General features: G+C 45.3%; 17 protein-coding genes and 2 pseudogenes. 11 read left to right on the top strand and 8 right to left on the bottom strand.

The features are described from left to right. Positions 1-95 precede the first annotated feature (95 nt). Together catC and GA693_RS05115 are read right to left on the bottom strand one after the other, a co-directional pair. Complete coding sequence (gene catC, locus GA693_RS05120; RefSeq protein WP_005178078.1) at positions 96-386, bottom strand: muconolactone Delta-isomerase; 291 nt, start codon at positions 384-386, stop codon at positions 96-98. A gap of 11 nt (positions 387-397) precedes the next feature. Beyond that, positions 398-1,507 (bottom strand): muconate/chloromuconate family cycloisomerase, encoded by a 1,110-nt coding sequence (locus tag GA693_RS05115; protein WP_160241303.1) that lies wholly within the window; start codon positions 1,505-1,507, stop codon positions 398-400. A gap of 118 nt (positions 1,508-1,625) precedes the next feature. Between GA693_RS05115 and GA693_RS05110 the strand changes: the two genes are divergently transcribed. The 6 genes from GA693_RS05110 to GA693_RS05085 all read left to right on the top strand — a co-directional run bounded on the left by GA693_RS05110 (position 1,626) and on the right by GA693_RS05085 (position 9,924). Continuing rightward, positions 1,626-2,540 (top strand): LysR family transcriptional regulator, encoded by a 915-nt coding sequence (locus tag GA693_RS05110; protein ID WP_104473128.1) that lies wholly within the window; start codon positions 1,626-1,628, stop codon positions 2,538-2,540. 291 nt (positions 2,541-2,831) lie between these two features. Beyond that, complete coding sequence (locus GA693_RS05105) at positions 2,832-4,214, top strand: aromatic acid/H+ symport family MFS transporter (RefSeq protein WP_005178072.1); 1,383 nt, start codon at positions 2,832-2,834, stop codon at positions 4,212-4,214. 115 nt (positions 4,215-4,329) lie between these two features. Then, positions 4,330-5,628, top strand: a complete 1,299-nt coding sequence (locus tag GA693_RS05100; RefSeq protein ID WP_407646727.1) for a DcaP family trimeric outer membrane transporter — start codon at positions 4,330-4,332, stop codon at positions 5,626-5,628. 372 nt (positions 5,629-6,000) lie between these two features. Further along, positions 6,001-7,023: a ferredoxin reductase gene (locus tag GA693_RS05095; protein WP_160241305.1), complete on the top strand. Its 1,023-nt coding sequence runs from the start codon at positions 6,001-6,003 to the stop codon at positions 7,021-7,023. A 17-nt stretch (positions 7,024-7,040) separates the two neighbouring features. Further along, entirely contained in the window at positions 7,041-8,204 is a 1,164-nt protein-coding gene (locus GA693_RS05090) for a fatty acid desaturase family protein (protein WP_160241306.1), read from the top strand. A 316-nt stretch (positions 8,205-8,520) separates the two neighbouring features. Continuing rightward, positions 8,521-9,924, top strand: a complete 1,404-nt coding sequence (locus GA693_RS05085; RefSeq protein WP_228718898.1) for an iron-containing redox enzyme family protein — start codon at positions 8,521-8,523, stop codon at positions 9,922-9,924. Positions 9,925-10,023: 99 nt separating this feature from the next. Here the strand turns inward: GA693_RS05085 and GA693_RS05080 are convergent, their stop codons facing one another. The 3 genes from GA693_RS05080 to GA693_RS05070 all read right to left on the bottom strand — a co-directional run bounded on the left by GA693_RS05080 (position 10,024) and on the right by GA693_RS05070 (position 11,481). After that, positions 10,024-10,188, bottom strand: a complete 165-nt coding sequence (locus GA693_RS05080; protein WP_016658124.1) for a hypothetical protein — start codon at positions 10,186-10,188, stop codon at positions 10,024-10,026. A gap of 81 nt (positions 10,189-10,269) precedes the next feature. Then, complete coding sequence (locus tag GA693_RS05075) at positions 10,270-11,151, bottom strand: SDR family oxidoreductase (protein WP_228718899.1); 882 nt, start codon at positions 11,149-11,151, stop codon at positions 10,270-10,272. A 90-nt stretch (positions 11,152-11,241) separates the two neighbouring features. Beyond that, entirely contained in the window at positions 11,242-11,481 is a 240-nt protein-coding gene (locus tag GA693_RS05070) for a DUF2171 domain-containing protein (protein ID WP_104471337.1), read from the bottom strand. A 658-nt stretch (positions 11,482-12,139) separates the two neighbouring features. Between GA693_RS05070 and GA693_RS05065 the strand changes: the two genes are divergently transcribed. Together GA693_RS05065 and GA693_RS05060 are read left to right on the top strand one after the other, a co-directional pair. Beyond that, the gene (locus tag GA693_RS05065) at positions 12,140-13,381 is read left to right on the top strand and encodes an MFS transporter (RefSeq protein ID WP_016658127.1); all 1,242 of its coding nucleotides are present in this window, start codon (positions 12,140-12,142) and stop codon (positions 13,379-13,381) included. 437 nt (positions 13,382-13,818) lie between these two features. After that, positions 13,819-14,082: pseudogene (locus GA693_RS05060) on the top strand (KGG domain-containing protein); the annotation flags it as partial. Positions 14,083-14,291: 209 nt separating this feature from the next. On the opposite strand, the gene cynS reads toward GA693_RS05060, so the two are convergent. After that, positions 14,292-14,741, bottom strand: coding sequence for a cyanase (gene cynS / locus GA693_RS05055; protein ID WP_005178047.1), 450 nt, complete (start codon positions 14,739-14,741; stop codon positions 14,292-14,294). A 292-nt stretch (positions 14,742-15,033) separates the two neighbouring features. Between cynS and GA693_RS05050 the strand changes: the two genes are divergently transcribed. Beyond that, positions 15,034-15,843 (top strand): formate/nitrite transporter family protein, encoded by an 810-nt coding sequence (locus tag GA693_RS05050; protein ID WP_005178046.1) that lies wholly within the window; start codon positions 15,034-15,036, stop codon positions 15,841-15,843. A gap of 62 nt (positions 15,844-15,905) precedes the next feature. After that, entirely contained in the window at positions 15,906-17,660 is a 1,755-nt protein-coding gene (locus GA693_RS05045) for a bifunctional protein-serine/threonine kinase/phosphatase (RefSeq protein WP_160241310.1), read from the top strand. 131 nt (positions 17,661-17,791) lie between these two features. Here the strand turns inward: GA693_RS05045 and GA693_RS05040 are convergent, their stop codons facing one another. Further along, the gene (locus tag GA693_RS05040; protein ID WP_005177934.1) at positions 17,792-18,469 is read right to left on the bottom strand and encodes a type 1 glutamine amidotransferase domain-containing protein; all 678 of its coding nucleotides are present in this window, start codon (positions 18,467-18,469) and stop codon (positions 17,792-17,794) included. A gap of 132 nt (positions 18,470-18,601) precedes the next feature. Beyond that, on the bottom strand, positions 18,602-19,486 hold the full coding sequence (locus GA693_RS05035) for a LysR family transcriptional regulator (protein ID WP_104471333.1): 885 nt from the start codon (positions 19,484-19,486) through the stop codon (positions 18,602-18,604). Between the two features lie 177 nt (positions 19,487-19,663). Here GA693_RS05035 and GA693_RS05030 point away from each other — a divergent pair. Continuing rightward, positions 19,664-20,554, top strand: a pseudogene (locus GA693_RS05030) (aldehyde dehydrogenase family protein); the annotation flags it as partial. Positions 20,555-21,092 lie beyond the last annotated feature (538 nt).

The raw sequence follows: 21,092 nt of genomic DNA, 5'->3' as shown, positions 1-21,092 counted from the left end.
CTGGCCACAATCCTTGTTTATTTACCCTTTGGACTTCTAAAGTCGCTACCCCGATAGCGGCTTTAAATTCTTAAAATACCGATATGAACTGTGAATCAGGTGTCATCATCACGGACAGAAGATGGGTGGCGGTTAAGCGCCATCACTTCAATATTCATGTATGGATACAACGGCAGACCTTGCAGCAGGTTGTGCAGTTCTTCGTTGCTTTCAACATCAAAAATACTGATGTTTGAATACTGGCCTGTAATGCGCCAGATATGACGCCATTTACCTTGGCGCTGTAATTCCTGCGAATATGCCTTTTCAACGGCTTTAATTTCATTAGCGCGTTCAGCTGGCATATCGAGTGGAATATTGACATCCATGCGTACGTGAAAAAGCATGTCTAGCTCCTTTATTGACGACGTAAGCGGTCAAGCTTGTCTTCATCCAGTTCAATACCTAAACCGGCAGTGGTTGGTAACACCAATTCAAAGTTTTGATATTGCAATGGTGTTTTTAAAATTTCTTCCGTCAGTAGCAATGGACCAAACAGTTCGGTGCCGTAAGCCAGGCTTTCAAACGTCGAGAACACATGCGCTGAAGCAATGGTTCCTACCGGGCCTTCCAGCATGGTGCCGCCGTATAGGTCGATATTGGCCAGCTTGGCAATTTTGCCAACCTCACATCCTTCGATTAGACCACCAGATTGTGCAACTTTCACTGCGAAAACTGATGCACTATTGTTACGGGCAATCTGGTAAGCGCTGTTTGGACCCATTAACGATTCGTCTGCCATAATGGCAATATCGAAACGGCGGGTGAGGCGACGCATCGCATCGAGGTTTTCAATGCCGCATGGCTGTTCAATCAGGTCAACACCGCCATCTTGCAGCAGCTGAATACCTTTAATGGCTTCAAGCTCTGACCAGGCACGGTTGACGTCAACACGAATAGAAACGTCTTTGCCTAATGCTTTTTTGATTGCCAGCACGTGTTCAACATCTTCTTCAACCGGACGAGAACCGATTTTCAGCTTGAACACATTGTGACGTTTGATTTCAATCATCTTCTGCGCTTCAGCGATGTCTTTTTCAGTATTGCCTGAAGCCAATACCCAAAGAACAGGAACGCTGTCACGTAAACGGCCACCAAGAATTTCACTCAGTGGTAAACCGAGGCGCTGTGCCTGAATGTCCAGTAAAGCAGTCTGGATGGCACATTTGGCAAAACGGTTGCCGTTAATATTCTTTTTCAGGGCGCGCATGGTTTGTGCAAAGTTCAAACCAGCCAATGTTTTTAGTAAAGGTGCAAAGTAAGTATCAATATTGGTTTTTACGCTTTCTGGGCTTTCTTCACCGTAGCCTAATCCACCAATTGTGGTTGCTTCGCCCCAGCCCACAAAACCATCGTCTGTGGAGATCTTTACCAATACCAGGGTTTGCGTCTGCATTGTCGCCACCGCCATTTTGTGTGGACGAATGGTCGGAATCTCGACAAGCATGGTTTCAATGGATTTATACATCACTTTACTCTTCGCAATCTTGCGTTGTGTATCTGATGTGATATACCTTAAAAGAATAGAAACGCACTGTCGAAGATCATTTTGGCATTTTATTATATTCTAAAGGTATGGAAAGGGTATGGAACTTAGACATCTCAGATACTTTGTTGCTGTGGTAGAAGAACAGAGTTTTACCAAAGCAGCTGAAAAACTGTTTATTGCGCAACCACCTTTAAGCCGTCAGATCCAAAATCTGGAAAGTGAGCTTGGAATTCAGCTATTTGAGCGCGGTAGTCGCCCATTACAGACCACTCCGGCAGGCCAATTTTTCTATCAGCATGCCGTAAAACTTTTGTCTAATGCGGAAGAGATCAAAACCATGACCAAGCGGGTGGGAATGGTCGAGAAAACCGTGACCATTGGTTTTGTGGGCTCTTTACTTTATGGTTTACTCCCCAGAATAGTCTATTTATTCCGTCAACAACATCCTAATTTAAAGATAGAACTGGTTGAAATGACCACCACCAACCAGATTCAGGCATTAAAAGAAGGTCGTATAGATGTCGGATTTGGCCGTTTACGCATTTCCGATCCGGCCATTCGACGTATTTTATTACGTGAAGAACCCCTTATGGTCGCTGTGCATGACAGTCATATATTTGCAACAAAGCGGCAGGGTATATACCTTTCAGATATTGTCGAAGAAAATATTTTTCTCTATCCAAACCATCCCAAACCGAATTTTTCGACCCAAGTGCGCGGCCTGTTTTCCGAATACAGTCTGGAGCCGCGCAGTTTAAAAGAAGTGCGTGAAATTCAGCTGGCATTGGGGCTGGTGGCTGCCGGCGAAGGTATGTGTATAGTCCCGGAAAGCGCGCGTACCATACAGTTGCCGCATTTGAACTATATTCCTTTACTCGATGATGCTGCTAAAAGCCCGATTTTCCTGGCGATTCGCAGTATGGATGAAAGCGAAGATATCCGCTCACTGTTTGACAGTATTTATCAGGTCTATGATCTGGAAGCGATTAAATATGATCGTACTGTAATTTAAGGGCGTTGAAGTTTAGCTCTTTCCATCCTTTATATAGATAAAGTTGCAACAGGTCTGAACGGCGCGCTTTTGTTCAGACCTTTTTTTATGTTTCACAGTTTAAAAATAAACTTTAATTTATATTTCCTACATAAAGATAGATTGTTTAAAACATAAACAATTGATTATCAAACTAATTTTTTCGCCTAACTTTTTAGGTATGAATATATATGCAATCGGTTTTGGACAAAAATAACGCATTGGGTCATTGTTTACAAAAATTTGGACGGTTTCACAAGCAGGAGGCTTATCGTGAATACAACAGATTCAGTAAACATCAATACGGTGGTTGATAACGCGAAATTTACGCCATTTCACTGGGGCGTACTTTTATGGTGTTTATTAATTATTATCTTCGACGGCTATGACCTGGTTATTTACGGGGTGGCTTTACCACTATTGATGCAGGAATGGTCACTTGGTGCGGTAGAGGCAGGGCTATTGGCCAGTACCGCGCTGTTCGGGATGATGTTCGGTGCCATGAGTTTCGGAACGCTCTCCGATAAACTGGGCCGGAAAAAGACCATTATGATCTGTGTGGCCATTTTCAGTGGCTTTACCTTCCTCGGTGCTTTTGCCAGTAACCCGATTGAGTTTGGTATTTTACGTTTCCTTGCCGGTTTAGGTATTGGCGGTGTGATGCCAAACGTGGTGGCATTAATGACTGAATACGCGCCAAAACGGATTCGGAGTACTCTGGTTGCCGTGATGTTCAGTGGCTATGCTATTGGCGGGATGACCTCTGCCTTGTTAGGTGCATGGCTGGTGGCAGATTATGGCTGGAAAATCATGTTCTACCTAGCAGGTACACCATTATTGCTGTTACCGCTGCTGTGGAAATTCTTGCCAGAATCCCTGATGTTCCTCACCAAAAAAGGTGAAACAGAACAGGTCCGCACCTTTGTACAGAAAATTGCTCCAGAACAGAATATTGCGCCAAATACCCAGTTTGTGCTGAATGAAGTGATGGCCGGTGATGAAGCCCCATTACGTGCACTGTTCCAGCAAGGTCGTACCTTCAGTACCTTAATGTTCTGGGTTGCGTTCTTCATGTGTCTGTTAATGGTCTATGCATTGGGCAGCTGGTTACCAAAACTGATGATTCAGGCCGGTTATTCACTCGGTGCAAGTATGCTGTTCCTGTTCGCGCTGAATATTGGCGGTATGGTCGGTGCAATTGGTGGCGGTGCCTTGTCAGATCGTTTCCATCTGAAACCGGTATTGACCATTATGTTCACCGTGGGGGCAATTGCGCTAATCCTGCTTGGCTTTAACAGTCCACAGCCAGTGCTGTATACTTTAATTGCCATTGCCGGTGCAGCCACCATTGGATCACAAATTTTACTATATACTTTCGTCGCACAGTTTTACCCGACTACAGTACGTTCAACCGGTATGGGTTGGGCCTCTGGAATTGGCCGGATCGGCGCGATTGTCGGGCCTGTGCTGACTGGTGCACTGCTGACTTTAAACCTGCCACACCAGATGAATTTCATGATGATTGCCATCCCTGGTCTAATTGCAGCCGTAGCGATCTTTATGGTAAATCTGAAAGTCTCGGTAGATGGTGCCAAAGCCAAGCAGGAAAGCTTCGCCAACAGCAATGTCAAAGCAGTCAAAAGCTCTGCACATTAATCTCTGAGCAAACCGCTAGCTTGAGTTCTTCAGGCTAGCCAAACTTTAAAACAATGAAACTTTGTCAGGAACGACAAAAACGGATAGTCACAGGATAAGTGTGCCCATGAAAACAATGATGATCAAACCTTTAGTAATTGCTGTCGGTTTAACAATGAGTGTAATGGCCAATGCGCAAAGCAGCCAGGAAGTTGAGCAGCTTCGTCAGGAAGTGCAACAACTGAAAGCACTTGTTCATCAATATGCTCAACAAAATCAAACGGTTCAAGCGAATTTAAACCAACTTGCCAATACTGCGGTACAACCACCTGTTGCACAAAAAGCCAGCACTGAAAAGCGCGGCTTGGGTATGACGCTGGGTAATGCTGAATTTAACCTGTATGGAAACGTCCGTATGGATGGTTCTTATCAGGCTGAAGGCGGTTCATCTGCACGTATGTATAACCAGATTAATACTGTTCCACTTGAAGGTGTAGGCGAGCGCAGTGATGAGTTCAAATCAACACTTTCTGCTACCCGTTTAGGCATGGACTTTAAAGCACCGGTTGGTGCTGGTGACAAAGCCCTGAGCGGTAAAATTGAGGTAGATTTCCTTGGTGGTGATAAATTTGATAATTTACGTATCCGTCATGCTTATATGAGCTATGCCAACTGGTTAATTGGTCAAACCTGGTCAAACTTTGCAGTGCCGGATTATTTGCCAGAAACTGTCGATGCTTTGGCTTATGCTGGCGGTTCGATTAAACGTACGCCGCAGGTTCGTTATACCAGCACATTCAGTCCAGCAACCAATCTGGTACTGGCAGTAGAAGATCCAAAAGATGCAACCATTACGGGTATTAAACAGCGTTTGCCTGCTTTAACAGCGCGTTTAAATCATAAATTTGCGGATAATCTGAGCGTCAGCGCCCGTGCGATGGGGAATGAAAAGCGTGTCAAAGAAGACGAAGAAATGGCATGGGGTGTAGGGCTTGGTGCAAAATATGAAGTTGTACCGGGTACTACCTTAAAAGCCGATTACTATCATGTTAAAGGTGATAGCAGCTTTGTAACTTATGCCAATAAAGGTGTAGTTGCAGATATAACTGATAATCTTTACCAAAGTGAATTTGATTCAATTTCAGTGGGTATCACCCAGCAGTTTAATGACAAGTTACGCGGTACCTTGGGCTATGGTTATATGAGTTTTGATCAGGATGCTGGTTATATTGATGCTTTATCAGCAGATGATAAGACCAAAACTAACAAGGATCTTTGGCAAGCTTGGGCCAACGTGTTTTATAGTCCGATCAAGCCGGTTAGCTTAGGTCTGGAATATGTCTATGGTGAACGTACAGCTTTAGAAGCAGCAACGAATGGCAGTAATAAAGGTGAAGATAACCGTATTAATATGGTGGCCATCTATAACTTCTAATTACACGCTATACATTAAAAAAGCCAGAAGGACACTTCTGGCTTTTTTGGTTTTAGACTTTTTTTGGACTTAAGTCTAATGTGGGGGCAATTACAGCAAAAATATCAGGCATTTTCACCGAGTCTGACAAAAGCATACGACATTTTCATGAAAAATCCTGCGCCTGCACAAAAGCAAATCAGAACAATAAAACTTCTCCCATCGAAGTTGGGACCGAAAAAGTGCAGAATCTTGTCAGACAAAACCAGCTAAAACATAAGGAAAAGACAAGTTTTGTCCTGCATTCACATGGAATCGAGATCATGAATCTATATAGTGGGCATGAACATTAAAAAAAGAACATCCGTTCACTGAAAAAATCATGAGGCCGCTATGAGCACTTCTGTAGAGTATAAACCCGAGTGGATTCGAGAAGATTTTATTGATTTTATTGCAGAAAAAATAAATCCAGTCTGGGCATTGAAAAAAGTCAAAGCCTGCGTTGTTGAAATTCAGGCATTAAGTCCAGACTTTTATAAAATTCATTTACGTCCCAACCAGAATTTTCAGGCACAGCGTTTTCAGGCCGGACAAAGTATTCTGATCACGCTGGCGATGAATGGGGTCCGCCAGCAGCGCAGCTATTCCATTGTCACTTTGCTCGATAACGGCGATGTGATTCTGGCCATCAAACGGCAAGGTAAAATGTCCAATGCCTTGACCCGGTTACCGGCAGGGGCTGTGGTGGAGCTGTCCCAGCCGCAGGGCAATTTTGTGCTGCCGGCACAAGTTCCATCTTTATGTTTTATTGCATCGGGCAGTGGGATTACCGCCATATATTCCTTATTACAAAAAGCCGTGGTCAGCTCGACCCAGCCGATAGACCTGCTGTATTTCACCCGGGATGATGCCTTCCATGCCGAAATTAAAACCCTGGCGCTGATGTATCCGCATTTTAAATATCATCATTTTAATACCGTAGAACAGCGTCAGCATTTGTCTTTGGCCTTACTGCAAAACACGGTCGAGCAACTGGGTGAGCGACATATTTATGCTTGTGGTTCAGCCTCGATGATGCAGGCCGCCCAGCAGATTTGTCAGCAGCTGGATTTAAGCGAGCAGTTTCATTCCGAGTATTTTCAAATGACCGCAGATGAAACTCTGGAGGCGCAGCCGGTGCAATTCTTGCGCTCGCAGCAGGATTTTCAGGCCAACAGCAATTTGCTGGACAGTGCCGAAGCCGCCGGGCTAAGACCGGCCCATGGCTGTCGTATGGGAATCTGCAATACCTGCTCCTGTACCAAAGTCAGTGGCAGCGTGCGTAATCTGCTGACCGGTGAAATTGACCATAACCATAATACCCAAATCAAACTTTGTGTGACGCAGGCAATCAGTCCTGTCGTGATTAACTTATAATCTGGAGGGAACATCACATGAATATGCCTGCCGCGTTACATCCGAACAGCAAGTCAAAATATTTAACCGAGGCTCAGATTCAGGAATTTGGTGCCAAAGTGGAAGCCATCCGCCGTGAAGTCATGGACGATCTGGGGGAAAAAGATGCCCAGTATATTTATAAAATCCGTAATTTTGTCCGCTATAGTGAAATTGCCTCACGTGGGATGCTGATGTTTGGCGGCTGGATTCCGCCAGTATGGTTATTGGGGACTGGTTTACTGGGATTATCCAAAATTGTTGAAAATATGGAGCTGGGTCATAACGTCATGCATGGCCAGTTTGACTGGATGAATGATCCGACCCTGAACGGTGCCAGTTATGACTGGGACACCATTGCCACCGGAGACGACTGGAAATATACCCATAACTATATTCATCACACCTATACCAATATTGTCGACAAAGACCACGATGTCGGCTATGGCTTGCTACGGGTTAGCGAAGCACAAAAATGGGAACCGCGTTTTTTGATGAATATTCCGCTGGCCATTCAGCTGATGGTATTTTTTGAATGGTATGTGGGGCTGCAACGTCTGCATTTAGAAGATGTACTGGTTTATAAAACCAAAACCTGGAAACAGGTCTGGGATGAAGCGGCCGGTTTAAGAAAGAAAATGCGCCGTCAGGTGGTCAAAGATTATGTCTTTTTCCCGCTGCTTGCCGGGCCAAATGCCATTCCGGTTTTTGCCGGCAATGCTGTCGCCAATGTGATTCGCAGCCTGTGGGCATCCGCGGTGATCTTTAACGGCCATTTCACTGAAGATGCGGAAAATTTTGAAGCCGACAACACCGAAAATGAAAGCCGGGCTGAATGGTATATCCGCCAGATTCGCGGTTCGAGTAATTTTAGTGGCACCCAGTGGCTGCATATTTTAAGTGGAAATTTAAGCCATCAGATTGAGCACCATTTATTTCCGGATATGCCGGCCAACCGTTATGCCGAAGTAGCGCCAAAAATTAAAGCGCTGTGTGCAGAATATGGTATTCATTATAATGAAGCCAATTTTATCCAGCAGTTTTCCAGTGTCTGGGTGCGTCTGGCCAGGTGTTCGGTGCCAAATCACTGGCATGACAAAATCGGGCAGGGCAGCAACCTGATTCGTACCGGTCTGGCCCAGCTGAAAGCCAAATTCCAGTAACAGCAGACTTTAGCCAGCTTTTATAAGACCAGAAGATAAGATGTCTTCTGGTCTTTTTTATTTTGCACAACTGCTGCATTTTTTACTCAAGACTCAAACTTGAGTGCAACAGCGCTACAGGAGGATGAGCTATTTTTACAGAAAAAATGCCCGGACTTGCCGATTATGTAACTGAATTATCTTTATAAATTTCTGATATCTCTGCGCTTTATTTTTGAGCAGCCGGCAAGTTAACGTGGTTTAACAAAACTGAACTATGGTGATTTTGGCGGATCTCCTAAGCTGGTTTGAGTAAAAAATAATGGAAAATAACAAGATGTCAGTTGTCTCTCAGAACAGTTATCGCCCCTTAAAACTCGAACGACAAAAAAGCTATCGGGAGCTGTTTCATTTCTTTCTGGATGAAAGCACACCAGCACCAGAAAAAGAAAAACTCTCGGCCCAGCTTTTACAGCGCGAGCTTCACCAGATAGATTCCCCATCTATTCCTTTACCCGATGAGCCAGTCCAGATCAAAGACTGGCTTTTTCAGCAGAATATGCAGAATTGTGAACGCTATCAGCAGTATTTAAGCCGGCGTCAGGCTGGTGGTCAGCGTGAATACTTTCAGCATGTAGCCGCCGCCTATGACTTTCTGGTGAAAGTCGCGCCAGTAAAATATGTCGATGGTTCCTGGCTGTATAGCAGCTTAAAACATTGGCCTGATCCGAATTTTCAGCATCTGATCATGATTTATCTGGAAGAGCTGGGCCTCGGTTCAGCCAAAGCCAATCACGTGTCGATGTATCAGCAATTGCTCAGCAGTCTGAATCTGCAAGATCTGGTCGAAGGACTGGAAGATGAATACTATTATCAGCCCGTGGTACAACTGGCGCTGGCCTATGCGCCGCAGCAATATCTGCCGGAAGTGATTGGTTTTAATTTAGGCTATGAACAGTTGCCGTTGCATTTGCTGATCAGTAATTATGAACTGGCTGAACTGGGGCTGGATCATCAGTATTTTAATGTGCACATTACCATTGATAACCTGGACAATGGTCACGCGCATCGTTCAGTCGCCGCACTGGAATATGGCTATAGTCAGGCCGCCAATAAAACAGAGTTTATTGACAAACTGAAACGCGGCTATGCTCTGAATGATGTTGGCCTAGGCTCGACTGAAATTATTAAAAACAGTGATTTAACCCCGCTGATTGAAAAGATTTTCAAGAAAAAAGCCGTGGTCGGCAAGCTGATTCATAATAACCGCTGCCGCTTTGCTCAAGCATCGGTGAATGAATGGCTCAGCAATGACCAGAAAGTGGTCGAGTTCCTTCAGGTATTACAGGATAAACAGTGGATTAAACGCGGCCAGCATCCGAGTGAAAGCCGCTTCTGGCAGCTGATTCACAATGAAGAAGGCAAAATGTTCGGTGTATTTTCAGTCGCTGAACAGCAGATTATTTATGACTGGATTGCTCAAGCCTATACCGAACGCCGTGCGCCGTTCAAAGCCATAACGCCAGTGCAGCAGGCCGATGATTATATTGTCGATTATTTCAATTCCAGCGAACAGCAGGCCTTGCAGCAACAACTGAAGCTGGCGCGTAACGCGGAAGAAAAAATCAATCTGCTGTTGCCTTACTTGGCGCCGCATCAGCATCATAATCCCACTGGTTTATGGGCCACGCGTCAACTGACCCAGTTTTTATTCCCGCAGGCGCTGCAGCAGATTCAATAAAATCTGATGATCTACTTGTCATCACCTAACAAAATACCAATCCTAAGGATTGGCATTTTTATAGAAGTTTAAAAGGGTTCCAGCAGAACAGAAGGGCATTTAGTGAGATTTCTTTTTACCGCCGCCATCCTGTTTATTGACGGTAGACCAGCCAATGCGTTCTGCTTCTTCTTCGGAATGGCCTCGCTCTTTTTCCGATTCAATAATATGGCGGGCCTGACGTTTCTGCTTGTCGGTATAGGCCGACTTATCACCTCTAGACATCAGTTTCACTCCTGTATAGATCTGCATGTTTCAATAAAACTCAAAATGTTATCTACATTGCTTGTGTGCCTTTAAATGCTGTTAACCATTGACAATGGTACCGCCATTGACATGAATCACCTGACCGGAAATATAGCTGGCTTCATCGGAGGCTAAAAACAGATAAGCCGGCGCAACTTCACTTGGCTGACCCATACGGCCCATGGGGGTATCTTCACCAAAACCTTTTAGCTGTTCTTCATCAAAACTGCTTGGAATTAATGGTGTCCAGATTGGGCCGGGTGCGACACCATTCACCCGAATCCCGGTTTTATTTTTCAGCAAGTTGGTCGACAGGCTACGGGTAAAAGCAGTAATTGCCCCTTTGGTACTGGCATAATCAATCAGCTGATTATGGCCCTGATAACTGGTGATACTGGTGGTATTGATAATACTGTCACCGGGCTGCATTTGAGGAATGAGTAACTGGGTCACATAAAACAGCGGGTAGAGGTTGGTTTCAAAGGTTTTATGCAGCTGTTCGGGATTAATATCTTCAATGGTTTTTTGTGGATATTGTACGGCGGCATTATTGACCAGAATATTAATATGCGGAAATTGCTGTAAGGCCAAATCCACCATCTGCTGCACTGCCGCATGTTGGCGCAGGTCACACTGAATCAGCAGACATTGACGACCTTCCTGCTCGACCAGACGCTTGGTGTCTTGCGCATCCTGATCTTCTTCTAAATAGGGAATAATAATATTGGCACCTTCGCGGGCAAACAGCACTGCCACGGAGCGGCCGATGCCGCTATCACCGCCGGTAATTAAAGCTACCTTGTCTTTGAGTTTTTGACTGCCCTGATAATGGTTTTTAATAATTTCAGGTTCGGGCGTCATTTTATATTGCACACCGGGCTGATGCTCCTGTTTCTCTTGCGGAGATGGGCTGTCAGGATAATGATTCATGGGGTTCTCCAAATTTTTGGGTCGATTTATTGTTTTGCTCAATCAGATGAAATCGTTAGCGATAAAAAAGCACGAGTCTGGGCAGATCGTGCTTTTTAGAAGTTATACCGCTTCCCACTGACGGGTGACTTCTTCAGAATTCTTGTTCAGGATAATCTGGTTGCCACGAATTTCTTCCACCCAAGAGATCGGAATGTAATGGTGCATCCCATCGCCAGAATCCTGCTTGGTCAGTTTGATTTTATCGCTGCCTTCCAGATGATCGACCGTACCGACATGGGTGCCGCAGGAGGCAATAACTTCGCTATGTTTCTGAATGTTATTTAAATTAATATCAGCCATTTTTATTACTCCAATTCAGATGAAATAAATATCTCTATTTAATTTAATCGCCTCAAAGAGATAAAAATAGCTTTATTTAAAATCGAAACAACTCCGCCATGGAGTATAACAATTCACTACATGCCGATATATATTACACATTATGAAATATCTAAATGATTGAGGCTAAATTTAAATAATTAAAGCTATTGTTATATTGAAATAGATGAGTTGAGATAATCAAAAATCATATATTTATAAATCTCATTTTATTATTTTTAAATAAAAATTATAAACTACAGAAGATCTCTAGCTACTTATTGGTTTAAACGCTTAATCCTGAAACAGCTAGCTGGTTGAGCGGTCGGAATAATCAAAACTGAAAGGGCAGGGCTGTGTATCTGTATGTAAGCCAATTTTCAGGCAATCACTAAAACTCATTAAACTGATTGAATAAAACAATAAACCTATTAAGCATTTGTTTTTAAATGATTATATAAAAATATTGCAGCTGGAATTTTTCAAAAAAACGAGAAAAATGAAGTACTTTTTGTCATTACAAAATTGTTTGTAAAATAGACAAAAAAGGGCTGTACAGTGCTGTGAATTGTGTATAATTCCGCCAACAAAAGCCCCTGCAAGTTTATAGATTTTCCTATAAGTGTGCAGGGGTTTTTCTATGGACAATTTTTTGGAATGGGATGCCCTGTTTTTAGAAGGTGGCACATACATGTTGTTTTCCAAAACCACAGTCGTCGATGCATCTGCCCAGCTCAATGCACAAGGTCTGGCAACCAAACTCAGCTTTTTTGGTCTGGGTTTAAGTACGGCATCTTGGGCACCGCTCATTCCATTTGCACAACAACGTCTTTCTTTAAACCATGCAGACTTTGGCCTGTTGCTACTCTGTATGGGGATTGGATCGATGCTGGCCATGCCTGCGGCCGGTCTGTTAATCCAGCGTATTGGCTGCCGTATTTTAATCGGGATTGCGCTGGTTGCAGCGATGATCATTTTGCCGTTACTGACGGTATTTGGTACTGCCTTAAGCATGGCAATTGTGCTGTTTATCTTTGGGACCGCGGTGGGTGCATTTGGGGTGGCCATTAATTTACAGGCGGTGATTGTTGAAAAGAACAGCCTGAAAAATATGATGTCCAGCTTCCATGGTATGTGCAGTCTGGGCGGTTTACTTGGTGTGCTGACTGTGACTGTGCTGCTGTCATTGGGTGTTTCACCGCTAATGAGCGCTTTAATCATGAGCGCGGTGCTGGCCTTTATTGCCATTCTGGCCGTTCCCAACAGCCTGTCTGAAATTGAGAAAAAATCAGACACAGCCCCAGAAGACACCGCACCATCAGCGAAGCAGAAATTTCGCCCAAGCCCGATGATTCTGTTAATTGGTTTGGTCTGTTTTATTGCCTTTTTATCAGAAGGCTCAGCAATGGACTGGAGCGGAATTTATCTGGTTAGCAACTTTGGGATGGACGCTTCTTTTGCCGGTCTGGCCTATACTTTCTTTGCCATTACCATGACCATCGGCCGTTTTTCCGGACGTCGTTTATTAAGAATGTGGGGCGAGAAAAACATCATCACCTATAGCGCGCTGTGTGCGGCCTTGGGTCTAGGCATTATTGTGATGGCGCCGCACTGGGCAGTAGTCCTGTTGGGCTATGCCTTACTCGGTTTTGGCTGTTCCAATATTGTGCCGGTGATGTTCTCCCGTGTTGGCCGTCAGAACATTATGCCTAAAGCGGCTGCTTTATCGCTGGTATCGACCATTGCCTATAGCGGTTCATTAAGTGGCCCGGCGCTGGTCGGTTTCCTAAGTGAAGCCATTGGCCTGAGCACCGTCTTTGCGCTGGTGGCCTTATTGCTGCTGTCGATTGCTGTCTTAAACCGCTTTACCCAGGTCGACTAAATCGGACATTCAGCTACTTATCTGTGTCTTCCTTTTCGCCAGTCAGCGCTCACTGACTGGCTTTTTTTATATTTAAGCCGCAATTCATAAGACAATGAAAGTGAAATCAAGGGACTAAAGAATATATTTAAAAATTATGGACTCTATTTAAATATTTTTTATTATTAAGAAAATAAACTACTTCATCTTAACGCGTCTATTATTTCATTTTTTAAATAAAAACAGCTGAAATATAAAGATGGTAAAAAATTAAAAAAGATATTTAAAAGAATAAAATTTTACTATTTTAAATACAGCCTGTTAATTTTTTAAAATAAAAAAGACCTGCTACATTCCAATGATCTGAAACAAAGCGCGGCTGTTTATCTTAATTTTCACTCTTATCTTAAAAGAGTCGCAACATAGACAATCAAAATAAATAACAGGAAGAGTGAATCATGGCCAATACACGTAATGAGGGTACTTCAAATCGTGGATTTGCGAGTATGGATCCAGATGAACAAAGAGAAATTGCCAGTCGTGGTGGGCGCGCAGCCCATGCCAGCGGCAATGCGCATGAGTTTACGTCAGAAGAAGCACGCCGTGCCGGCGCCAGAAGTCATATAAACGATGACAATCGCCGTGGTCGCAACCGCGACGATGATGATGACGATCGCCGTGGCCGCAGCTCATCTTCCAGCACGCGTAAACGCGACCGTTATGGACGCTTTACCTCGGACTAGTACAGCTTGCTAAAAAACATAGGCTTAATCTGACCGGATAAAACAGCAATCGTTTTTGTCCGGGAAGATTAAGCCTATTTTTATGGGGGAATGAATGTGGTTTTGATCTTTACTTGATCATCTTTATGAATAAGGTAAGCGCAGATTTTTGTGATTGCTTAGAGTTTTAAGCTCAACACAAACTCATCTTAATAGGATTTATAGGGCAAAAATTTCCCGGATAGCACCACATTTACCCGGTCGCCATTTTCATGGCTTTCCCGTTGAATATCCATACTAAAATCAATTGCGCTCATAATCCCGTCGCCAAATTCTTCATGAATCAGCTCTTTAATGGTAGAACCATAGACATTTACCACTTCATACCAGCGGTAAATTAAAGGATCGGTCGGAACGCTGGTCGGCAGGGAGCCTTTATACGGCACAATCTGTAGCCAGGCCACGGCTTCATCACTCAGGTTAAATATCTGACCAATTTTTTCGGCCTGTTCCTTATTCAAGGCCATTTGCCCCAAACAGGCTGCCGTCACCCATTCTTTGGATAAACCAATTTCCTGCGCCACACTGGACCACTGAATATTGTTCAGTACCTTGGCAGATAAAATCATGTCTGTCACTTGTTGGCGGTGGCTAATCATATCTATTTCCTCAACTGCTTATGGCTAAAACACTGAGAAGGGAAAAGCACAATGTATGCCAGCTTAAAATCAGCTCAGATCTTGAATCTGACCATGGCGTAAATTTATCTTTCACACAAAGTTGGTACATTCCTTGCTGTATCTCCACTGAACTGATGGCAACGACGCCATAAATTTTTAAAACATGCTGGATGATTCAGGCAATGGCGCCTAAGACGTGAAAGTCGTCTTGGGCGCTTTTTATTTGCAAATCATCCCACCGCTAAATTTCAATCGTTGAGGGGTACTCGCAATGGCTTATCTTGCACCTTCCGAATTTGCAACCAAAGTTGTGGATGCCGGTGAATCGAAACTACATATGGCAAACCGTGATGTGCTGATCCGCGCCACCATGGCCGGGGCTATTCTGGCGCTGGCAGCGGTTTTTGCGGTCACCATTGCAGTGCAAACCGGCGTGCCTTTAATTGGTGCATTATTATTCCCGGTCGGCTTTTGTATGCTGTATCTGCTGGGCTATGACCTGCTGACCGGGGTATTTGTCCTGACGCCATTGGCCTGGCTGGATAAACGTCCGGGCGTGACCTGGGCCAGAATCCTGAAAAACTGGGGCGTGGTCTTTGTCGGTAACTTCACTGGTGCCCTGATTGTGGCGGTGATGATGGCAGCGGTCTATACCTACGGCTTTTCGACCGAACCAAACAAGGTCGGTCTGGCGATTGCACATATTGGTGAAGACCGGACGCTGGGCTACAAAGAATATGGCGTTGCCGGTTGGATCACGATTTTTATTCGCGGCATGCTGTGTAACTGGATGGTGTCGCTTGGCGTGATTGGCGCGATGATGTCGACCACCGTTAGCGGCAAGTTTATTGCGATGTGGATGCCGATCATGCTGTTCTTTGCCATGGGCTTTGAACATTCGGTGGTGAATATGTTCCTGTTCCCGTTCGCGATGATGATGGGCGGCGATTTCTCGGTGATGGACTACTTTATCTGGAATGAGTTACCGGTAGCGCTGGGGAACCTGGTGGGTGGTTTGGCTTTAACTGGTCTTGCGCTTTATACCACGCATGTCCGCACTGCACCAAAACGTGAGTTCTAAGTTTTAAGCCCACAGGATGAATTTTGGAATCAGGGAAGATTCCAGCCAGTTGAGAACAGCGCATGTCCACTTTGCCATCTTCACACCAGACTTCACTTCAAATTCGGCTTGGGCAATATAGTGCTGCCGGCCGCAAAGAGAGCAATCAGGATTTTCACGGCGCGGCTGTTCCGGAGGGCTATCTGGCACAGCAAAAGGGCATTGCCTGCGCCATTGCCGATGGCATTAGCAGCAGCAATGTCAGTCATATCGCCAGTGAAACCGCTGTGTCCAGTTTTCTGGCCGATTACTTTTCGACGCCCGATTCCTGGAGCGTCAAAACTTCGGTCGATCGGGTGATTCGTGCCACCAATTCCTGGCTCTATGCCCAGACCCAGCAAAGTCAGAGCCGTGTCGATAAAGACCGCGGCTATGTCTGCACTTTTAGCGCGCTGGTATTCAAACATGAAACTGTACATCTGTTTCATATTGGTGATGCCCGTATTTACCGCTTGCGTGAGCAACAGCTGGAACAGCTCAGTGTCGATCATCGGGTCTGGTTATCTTCCCGGGAAAGCTATTTAAGCCGGGCTTTGGGCGTGGCGCAGAAAGTAGAGGTGGATTATTTGAGTCTGCCGTTGGCACAGGATGATATTTTCCTGTTGATGACCGATGGTGTATATGAATATCTGTCGGACAGCCAAATTATCGAGGCACTTCACAGCCCCGAAACTTTAGATCTTGACCAGGTAGCAGAAATGCTGGTCCATCTGGCCGATGCGCAGGGCAGTCCTGACAATTTAACCCTGCAAATTGTGCAGGTACAGCAGCTGCCACAACAGGCCCAGTCACAATTTCAGCCAAGTCACAACCAGCTAAGTCAGGCCCCGGATTTAAGCATAGGTCAGCAGTTTGAAGGCTACCGGATTCAAAATGTACTGCACCAGAACCATCGTAGCCGTTTATATCTGGCTTGGGATGAAACGTGGCAGCAGCAACTGGTCATTAAAATTCCGTCACTGGATTTAACCCAGGATGCGCAGGCACTGGAGCGTTTTTTGCTGGAAGAGTGGGTGGCGAAACGGATTCAGCATCCACAAGTTTTAGCGGCCTATCCGCATCAGCGCAGTAAATCTTATTATTTTCAAACCTATGAATATTTATCTGGCCAGACCTTAAATACCTGGCTGCATCAGCAGCGCCAGCCGATTGCGCTTGAAACCGCCATCCAGATTACGGAACAGATCATTAAAGGTTTGCAGGCTTTTCACCGGCTGGACATGCTGCATCAGGATATTCGCCCTGAAAATATCATGCTGAATGCACAGTTAGAGCTAAAACTGATTGATTTTGGTGCAACCCTGGTCAAGGGGATTTCCGAATCACAGCCGCAACATGCCGCGGCTTTGGGCACCTTGGCCTTTATGGCGCCGGAATATTTTTGCTCGCGGCCGGTTTCCACCCGTTCAGACCAGTTTTCACTGGCCGTGGTACTGTATTATGTACTTAGCAAACAGTTACCCTATGGCACCGAACTGGCGCGTTGTCAGACGCTTAAACAGCTAAAAACGGTGCGTTATCATTCAATTTTAGAATATCGGCCAGATATTCCGGTGTGGATTGATGGAGCCTTGCATAAGGCCTTGGCCCTGATGCCAAATGAACGCTATGAGGTATTGTCGGAATTTCTGTATGATCTTAAGCATCCTAACCGGTATTTTTTAAAGCCGGTTCAGTCTTCCTTGCTGGATAAAAATCCTGTTAGATTCTGGCAGGCGGTTTCAGCTATGTTATTTTTATGCTTGCTGTTGTCTTTGGCGTTGATGTTTAGTGTTTAGACATCAGCTGGCTTGAACCGGTGGGCATCATTCTTCAAGAGTTGTTCAATCCGAACAATTTAAAAACTCCTGAATAATCCATTCAGGAGTTTTCTATTAAGCACAAAAAGCGATGACGTCGATGACTATGCTTATTTCGAGAATTTCAATAATGCTTCTGCGGTCGCCTCTGAGGATGCCGGATTCTGTCCGGTAATCAGCAAACCATCTTGCTGTACATGCACCTGCCAGTCCTCAGCTTTTGAATATTGTCCGCCGTGTTCTTTCAGCATATCTTCAACTAAAAAGGGCACAACATTGGTCAGCCCAACCGCATCTTCTTCTGTATTACTAAAACCGGTCACAGTCTTGCCTTTGACCAATGGTTGGCCATCCTGTGCTTTGACATGACGTAATACTCCCGGCGCATGGCAGACCAACGCCACCGGTTTATTGGCTTGCAATGTTTGTTCAATCAAAGAGATAGAATCCGGGTCTTCGGCCAAATCCCATAAGGGTCCATGACCGCCCGGATAAAACACGGCATCAAAATCGGCAATCGACACCTCACTGAGTTTGCGTGTCTGCGCCAGATCTTGCATGGCGGCGGTATCCGCCTTAAAACGCTCGGTGGCTTTGGTCTGAGCATCGGGTTCATTACTTTTCGGATCAAGAGGCGGTTGACCACCTTTAGGAGAGGCCAAGGTCACCTCGGCGCCAGCATCAACAAAAGCATAATAAGGGGCGGCCAGTTCTTCCAGCCAGAAACCGGTCTGTTTGCCTGTATCACCCAGACGGTCATGAGAGGTCAGCACGATGAGAATCTTCATATCATTTTCCTGAATGGTTCATATTATTCGGTTCATCGGCTGTTAATTTAGCAAGCGTAATGGGCGCTAAGTGTTGTGATACGTTCAGTTGCTGTATCGGCATGTATCAATCTCCAGATACTGCAAAGGATTTTAAGTGCCCATTAACAGGGCCTGCTGCACATCGGCCTGTTTGCGCAGGAAATCCCAGACCAGTTTGATTTTCGGCTCATGCTGTAAATCAACTAGGGTCAACATCCAGAAGGTATGGGTAAAACTGACCTGATCGCCCAGAACTTCTTGCAGATCGGGTTTATCATGCACCAGAAATCGCGGCAAAATTGCCAGTCCGGCGCCGGTACTGACCGCAATCTGCTGGGCCAGAATACTGTTACTGCGAAAACAAGCTGTCACTTGCAGCGGCAAACGTTCCAGCGAATACAGCGCCGAGCTATACACCAGATCATCAATATAATCGACAAATCGGTGCTGTTTCAGATCTTCCAGCTGTCTAATTGGTGGGTTTTGCTGTAAATAGCTTTGACTGCCGTACAGTTTTAAACAGTAATTTGAGAGTCGGGTAATGATATAAGGCCCGGATTTGGGCCGGTCAATTGAAATGACAATATCGGCCTCACGATGTGAAAGTTTGATGGTTTTTGGCACCGGAATCAGGTCAATAGTCAGCGAAGGATAATGCTGTGAAAACTCCGCCAGCAGCCGGGCCAGAAACGCCGTCCCGAAACCTTCCGGCGCACCAATGCGTACCCGGCCTTGTAAAGGGTCATGGCGTTTATCAATCTGGATAAAAGACTGTTCCATCTGTTCGACGCGGGGCACCAGTGCCAGACCTTCCGCAGTCAGCTCATAGCCTTTGGCTTCACGTTTAAACAGCTGGGTACCCAAGGTATTTTCCAGCGCCTGAATGCGCCGTGCCACGGTGCTGTGTTCCACTTCCATCAGGCGCGCAGCATTGGTGAGGGTTTTGGCCCGGGCCAAGACCAGAAAAAAGCGTAAGTGATCCCAATCAACTTTCATTTTATGTTTAACATCCTGTTAAATCTCTGTGCAAATTTGCACAACCGTCGTGCGCCAATCTCTATTGGTGCCAAAAGTGTTCTTTGTTAGTCTGCTGAAACAGCGTAAAAAATAATACGTTAAAAACAGCCAGTAAAGGCAGATAAAACGACAATAACAAACCAGCACGGAGCGACCATGAACGCGATTCATCATCCCCATTCGAATACCGGCATCACCACGGCAAAACTGCTGATTAATGGTGAATTTATCGACTCCAGAACCAGTCATTGGCAGGATATTGTCAATCCTGCTACCCAGGAGGTTCTGGGTCAGGTGCCGTTTGCCACTGCAGAAGAAGTCAATGCCGCCATTGCCGCAGCCCAACAGGCTTTTGCCAGCTGGCGTGAAACACCTATTCAGGCCCGTATGCGGATTATGCTGAAACTGCAGGAGCTGATCCGTCAAAACTTAAAAAGTATTGCACAAGTCCTGACAGCTGAACAGGGCAAAACATTAGCAGATGCCGAAGGTGATATTCAGCGTGGCCTGGAAGTGGTGGAACATGCCTGCTCGGTCGGTTCGCTGCAAATGGGTGAGTATATTGAAGGCGTGGCGCGCGGGGTGGATACCTATACCATGCAACAACCCTTAGGTGTCTGTGCCGGAATTACTCCGTTTAATTTCCCGGCGATGATTCCATTGTGGATGTTCCCGATGGCCATTGTTTGCGGCAATACCTTTGTCTTAAAGCCGTCGGAGCAGGATCCGCTATCAACCATGATGCTGGTTGAGCTGGCGATGCAGGCCGGTGTTCCTGCCGGGGTACTGAATGTGGTGCATGGCGGTAAAGAAGTGGTCGATCTGCTGTGTACGCATTCTGACATCAAGGCCATTTCCTTTGTCGGTTCAACCGCGGTCGGTACCCATGTCTATAACCTGGCAGGCCAGCATGGCAAACGGGTGCAGTCAATGATGGGCGCCAAAAACCATGTGGTGGTGATGCCGGATGCCAATAAAGAACAGACCTTAAATGCCTTGGTTGGCGCAGCTGGTCAGCGTTGTATGGCCCTGTCTTTGGCGTTGATGTTTAGTGTTTAAATTAAAATAGTGGTCTTTAAATATTGGATACTAAAGTCAGATGCACTTGGCTCAGCGATTATCATTTCAATACAGCCTTATTTTGATGATTAAGCTTTTGCTTTATATGTATTAATCCCAGCTCCCGAAGGAACTGGGATTACCTACAAAATTAAAGTGAAGAGTTGTTCATAACGTCTTCAGGATTGGGTAAATGAGCCAGAAGCTTCGTTCTGACTCAGCGGAATTACCTTACATATTTGGGTAATTCGTGTTAGCGGCAGTGTAAAACTGACCCCCTTGGTTAATATAGCGGTCATGGGGGAGATTAAGAACCACCGCACCATGAGATCGTGACGGTACATTTGAGCCACATCTTACTAAAAAGAATCAGACCAGTATCACGCAAATAGATAGCCAGATTCTATTCCTATATTCGTGACTGGCGTTTAGCCATGAGCCGATTTATTATTGAATTCGGTGACCAGTGAAGCAATCACCTTTAAATTTATCAAAAGCAATTACATAAAATTATTTACAGGTTCAA

The organism is Acinetobacter indicus (assembly GCF_009914475.1).
GTDB classification, from domain to species: Bacteria; Pseudomonadota; Gammaproteobacteria; order Pseudomonadales; family Moraxellaceae; genus Acinetobacter; species Acinetobacter indicus.
This window is presented reverse-complemented; position numbering and strand designations above follow the sequence as displayed.

Bases quoted from the DNA above. Each gene is read 5' to 3' on its own strand.
- catC (WP_005178078.1), bottom strand. From the start codon at position 386: ATGCTTTTTCACGTACGCATGGATGTCAATATTCCACTCGATATGCCA.
- GA693_RS05115 (WP_160241303.1), bottom strand. From the start codon at position 1,507: ATGTATAAATCCATTGAAACCATGCTTGTCGAGATTCCGACCATTCGT.
- GA693_RS05110 (WP_104473128.1), top strand. From the start codon at position 1,626: ATGGAACTTAGACATCTCAGATACTTTGTTGCTGTGGTAGAAGAACAG.
- GA693_RS05100 (WP_407646727.1), top strand. From the start codon at position 4,330: ATGATGATCAAACCTTTAGTAATTGCTGTCGGTTTAACAATGAGTGTA.
- GA693_RS05095 (WP_160241305.1), top strand. From the start codon at position 6,001: ATGAGCACTTCTGTAGAGTATAAACCCGAGTGGATTCGAGAAGATTTT.
- GA693_RS05090 (WP_160241306.1), top strand. From the start codon at position 7,041: ATGAATATGCCTGCCGCGTTACATCCGAACAGCAAGTCAAAATATTTA.
- GA693_RS05085 (WP_228718898.1), top strand. From the start codon at position 8,521: ATGTCAGTTGTCTCTCAGAACAGTTATCGCCCCTTAAAACTCGAACGA.
- GA693_RS05080 (WP_016658124.1), bottom strand. From the start codon at position 10,188: ATGTCTAGAGGTGATAAGTCGGCCTATACCGACAAGCAGAAACGTCAG.
- GA693_RS05070 (WP_104471337.1), bottom strand. From the start codon at position 11,481: ATGGCTGATATTAATTTAAATAACATTCAGAAACATAGCGAAGTTATT.
- GA693_RS05065 (WP_016658127.1), top strand. From the start codon at position 12,140: ATGGACAATTTTTTGGAATGGGATGCCCTGTTTTTAGAAGGTGGCACA.
- cynS (WP_005178047.1), bottom strand. From the start codon at position 14,741: ATGATTAGCCACCGCCAACAAGTGACAGACATGATTTTATCTGCCAAG.
- GA693_RS05050 (WP_005178046.1), top strand. From the start codon at position 15,034: ATGGCTTATCTTGCACCTTCCGAATTTGCAACCAAAGTTGTGGATGCC.
- GA693_RS05045 (WP_160241310.1), top strand. From the start codon at position 15,906: ATGTCCACTTTGCCATCTTCACACCAGACTTCACTTCAAATTCGGCTT.
- GA693_RS05040 (WP_005177934.1), bottom strand. From the start codon at position 18,469: ATGAAGATTCTCATCGTGCTGACCTCTCATGACCGTCTGGGTGATACA.
- GA693_RS05035 (WP_104471333.1), bottom strand. From the start codon at position 19,486: ATGAAAGTTGATTGGGATCACTTACGCTTTTTTCTGGTCTTGGCCCGG.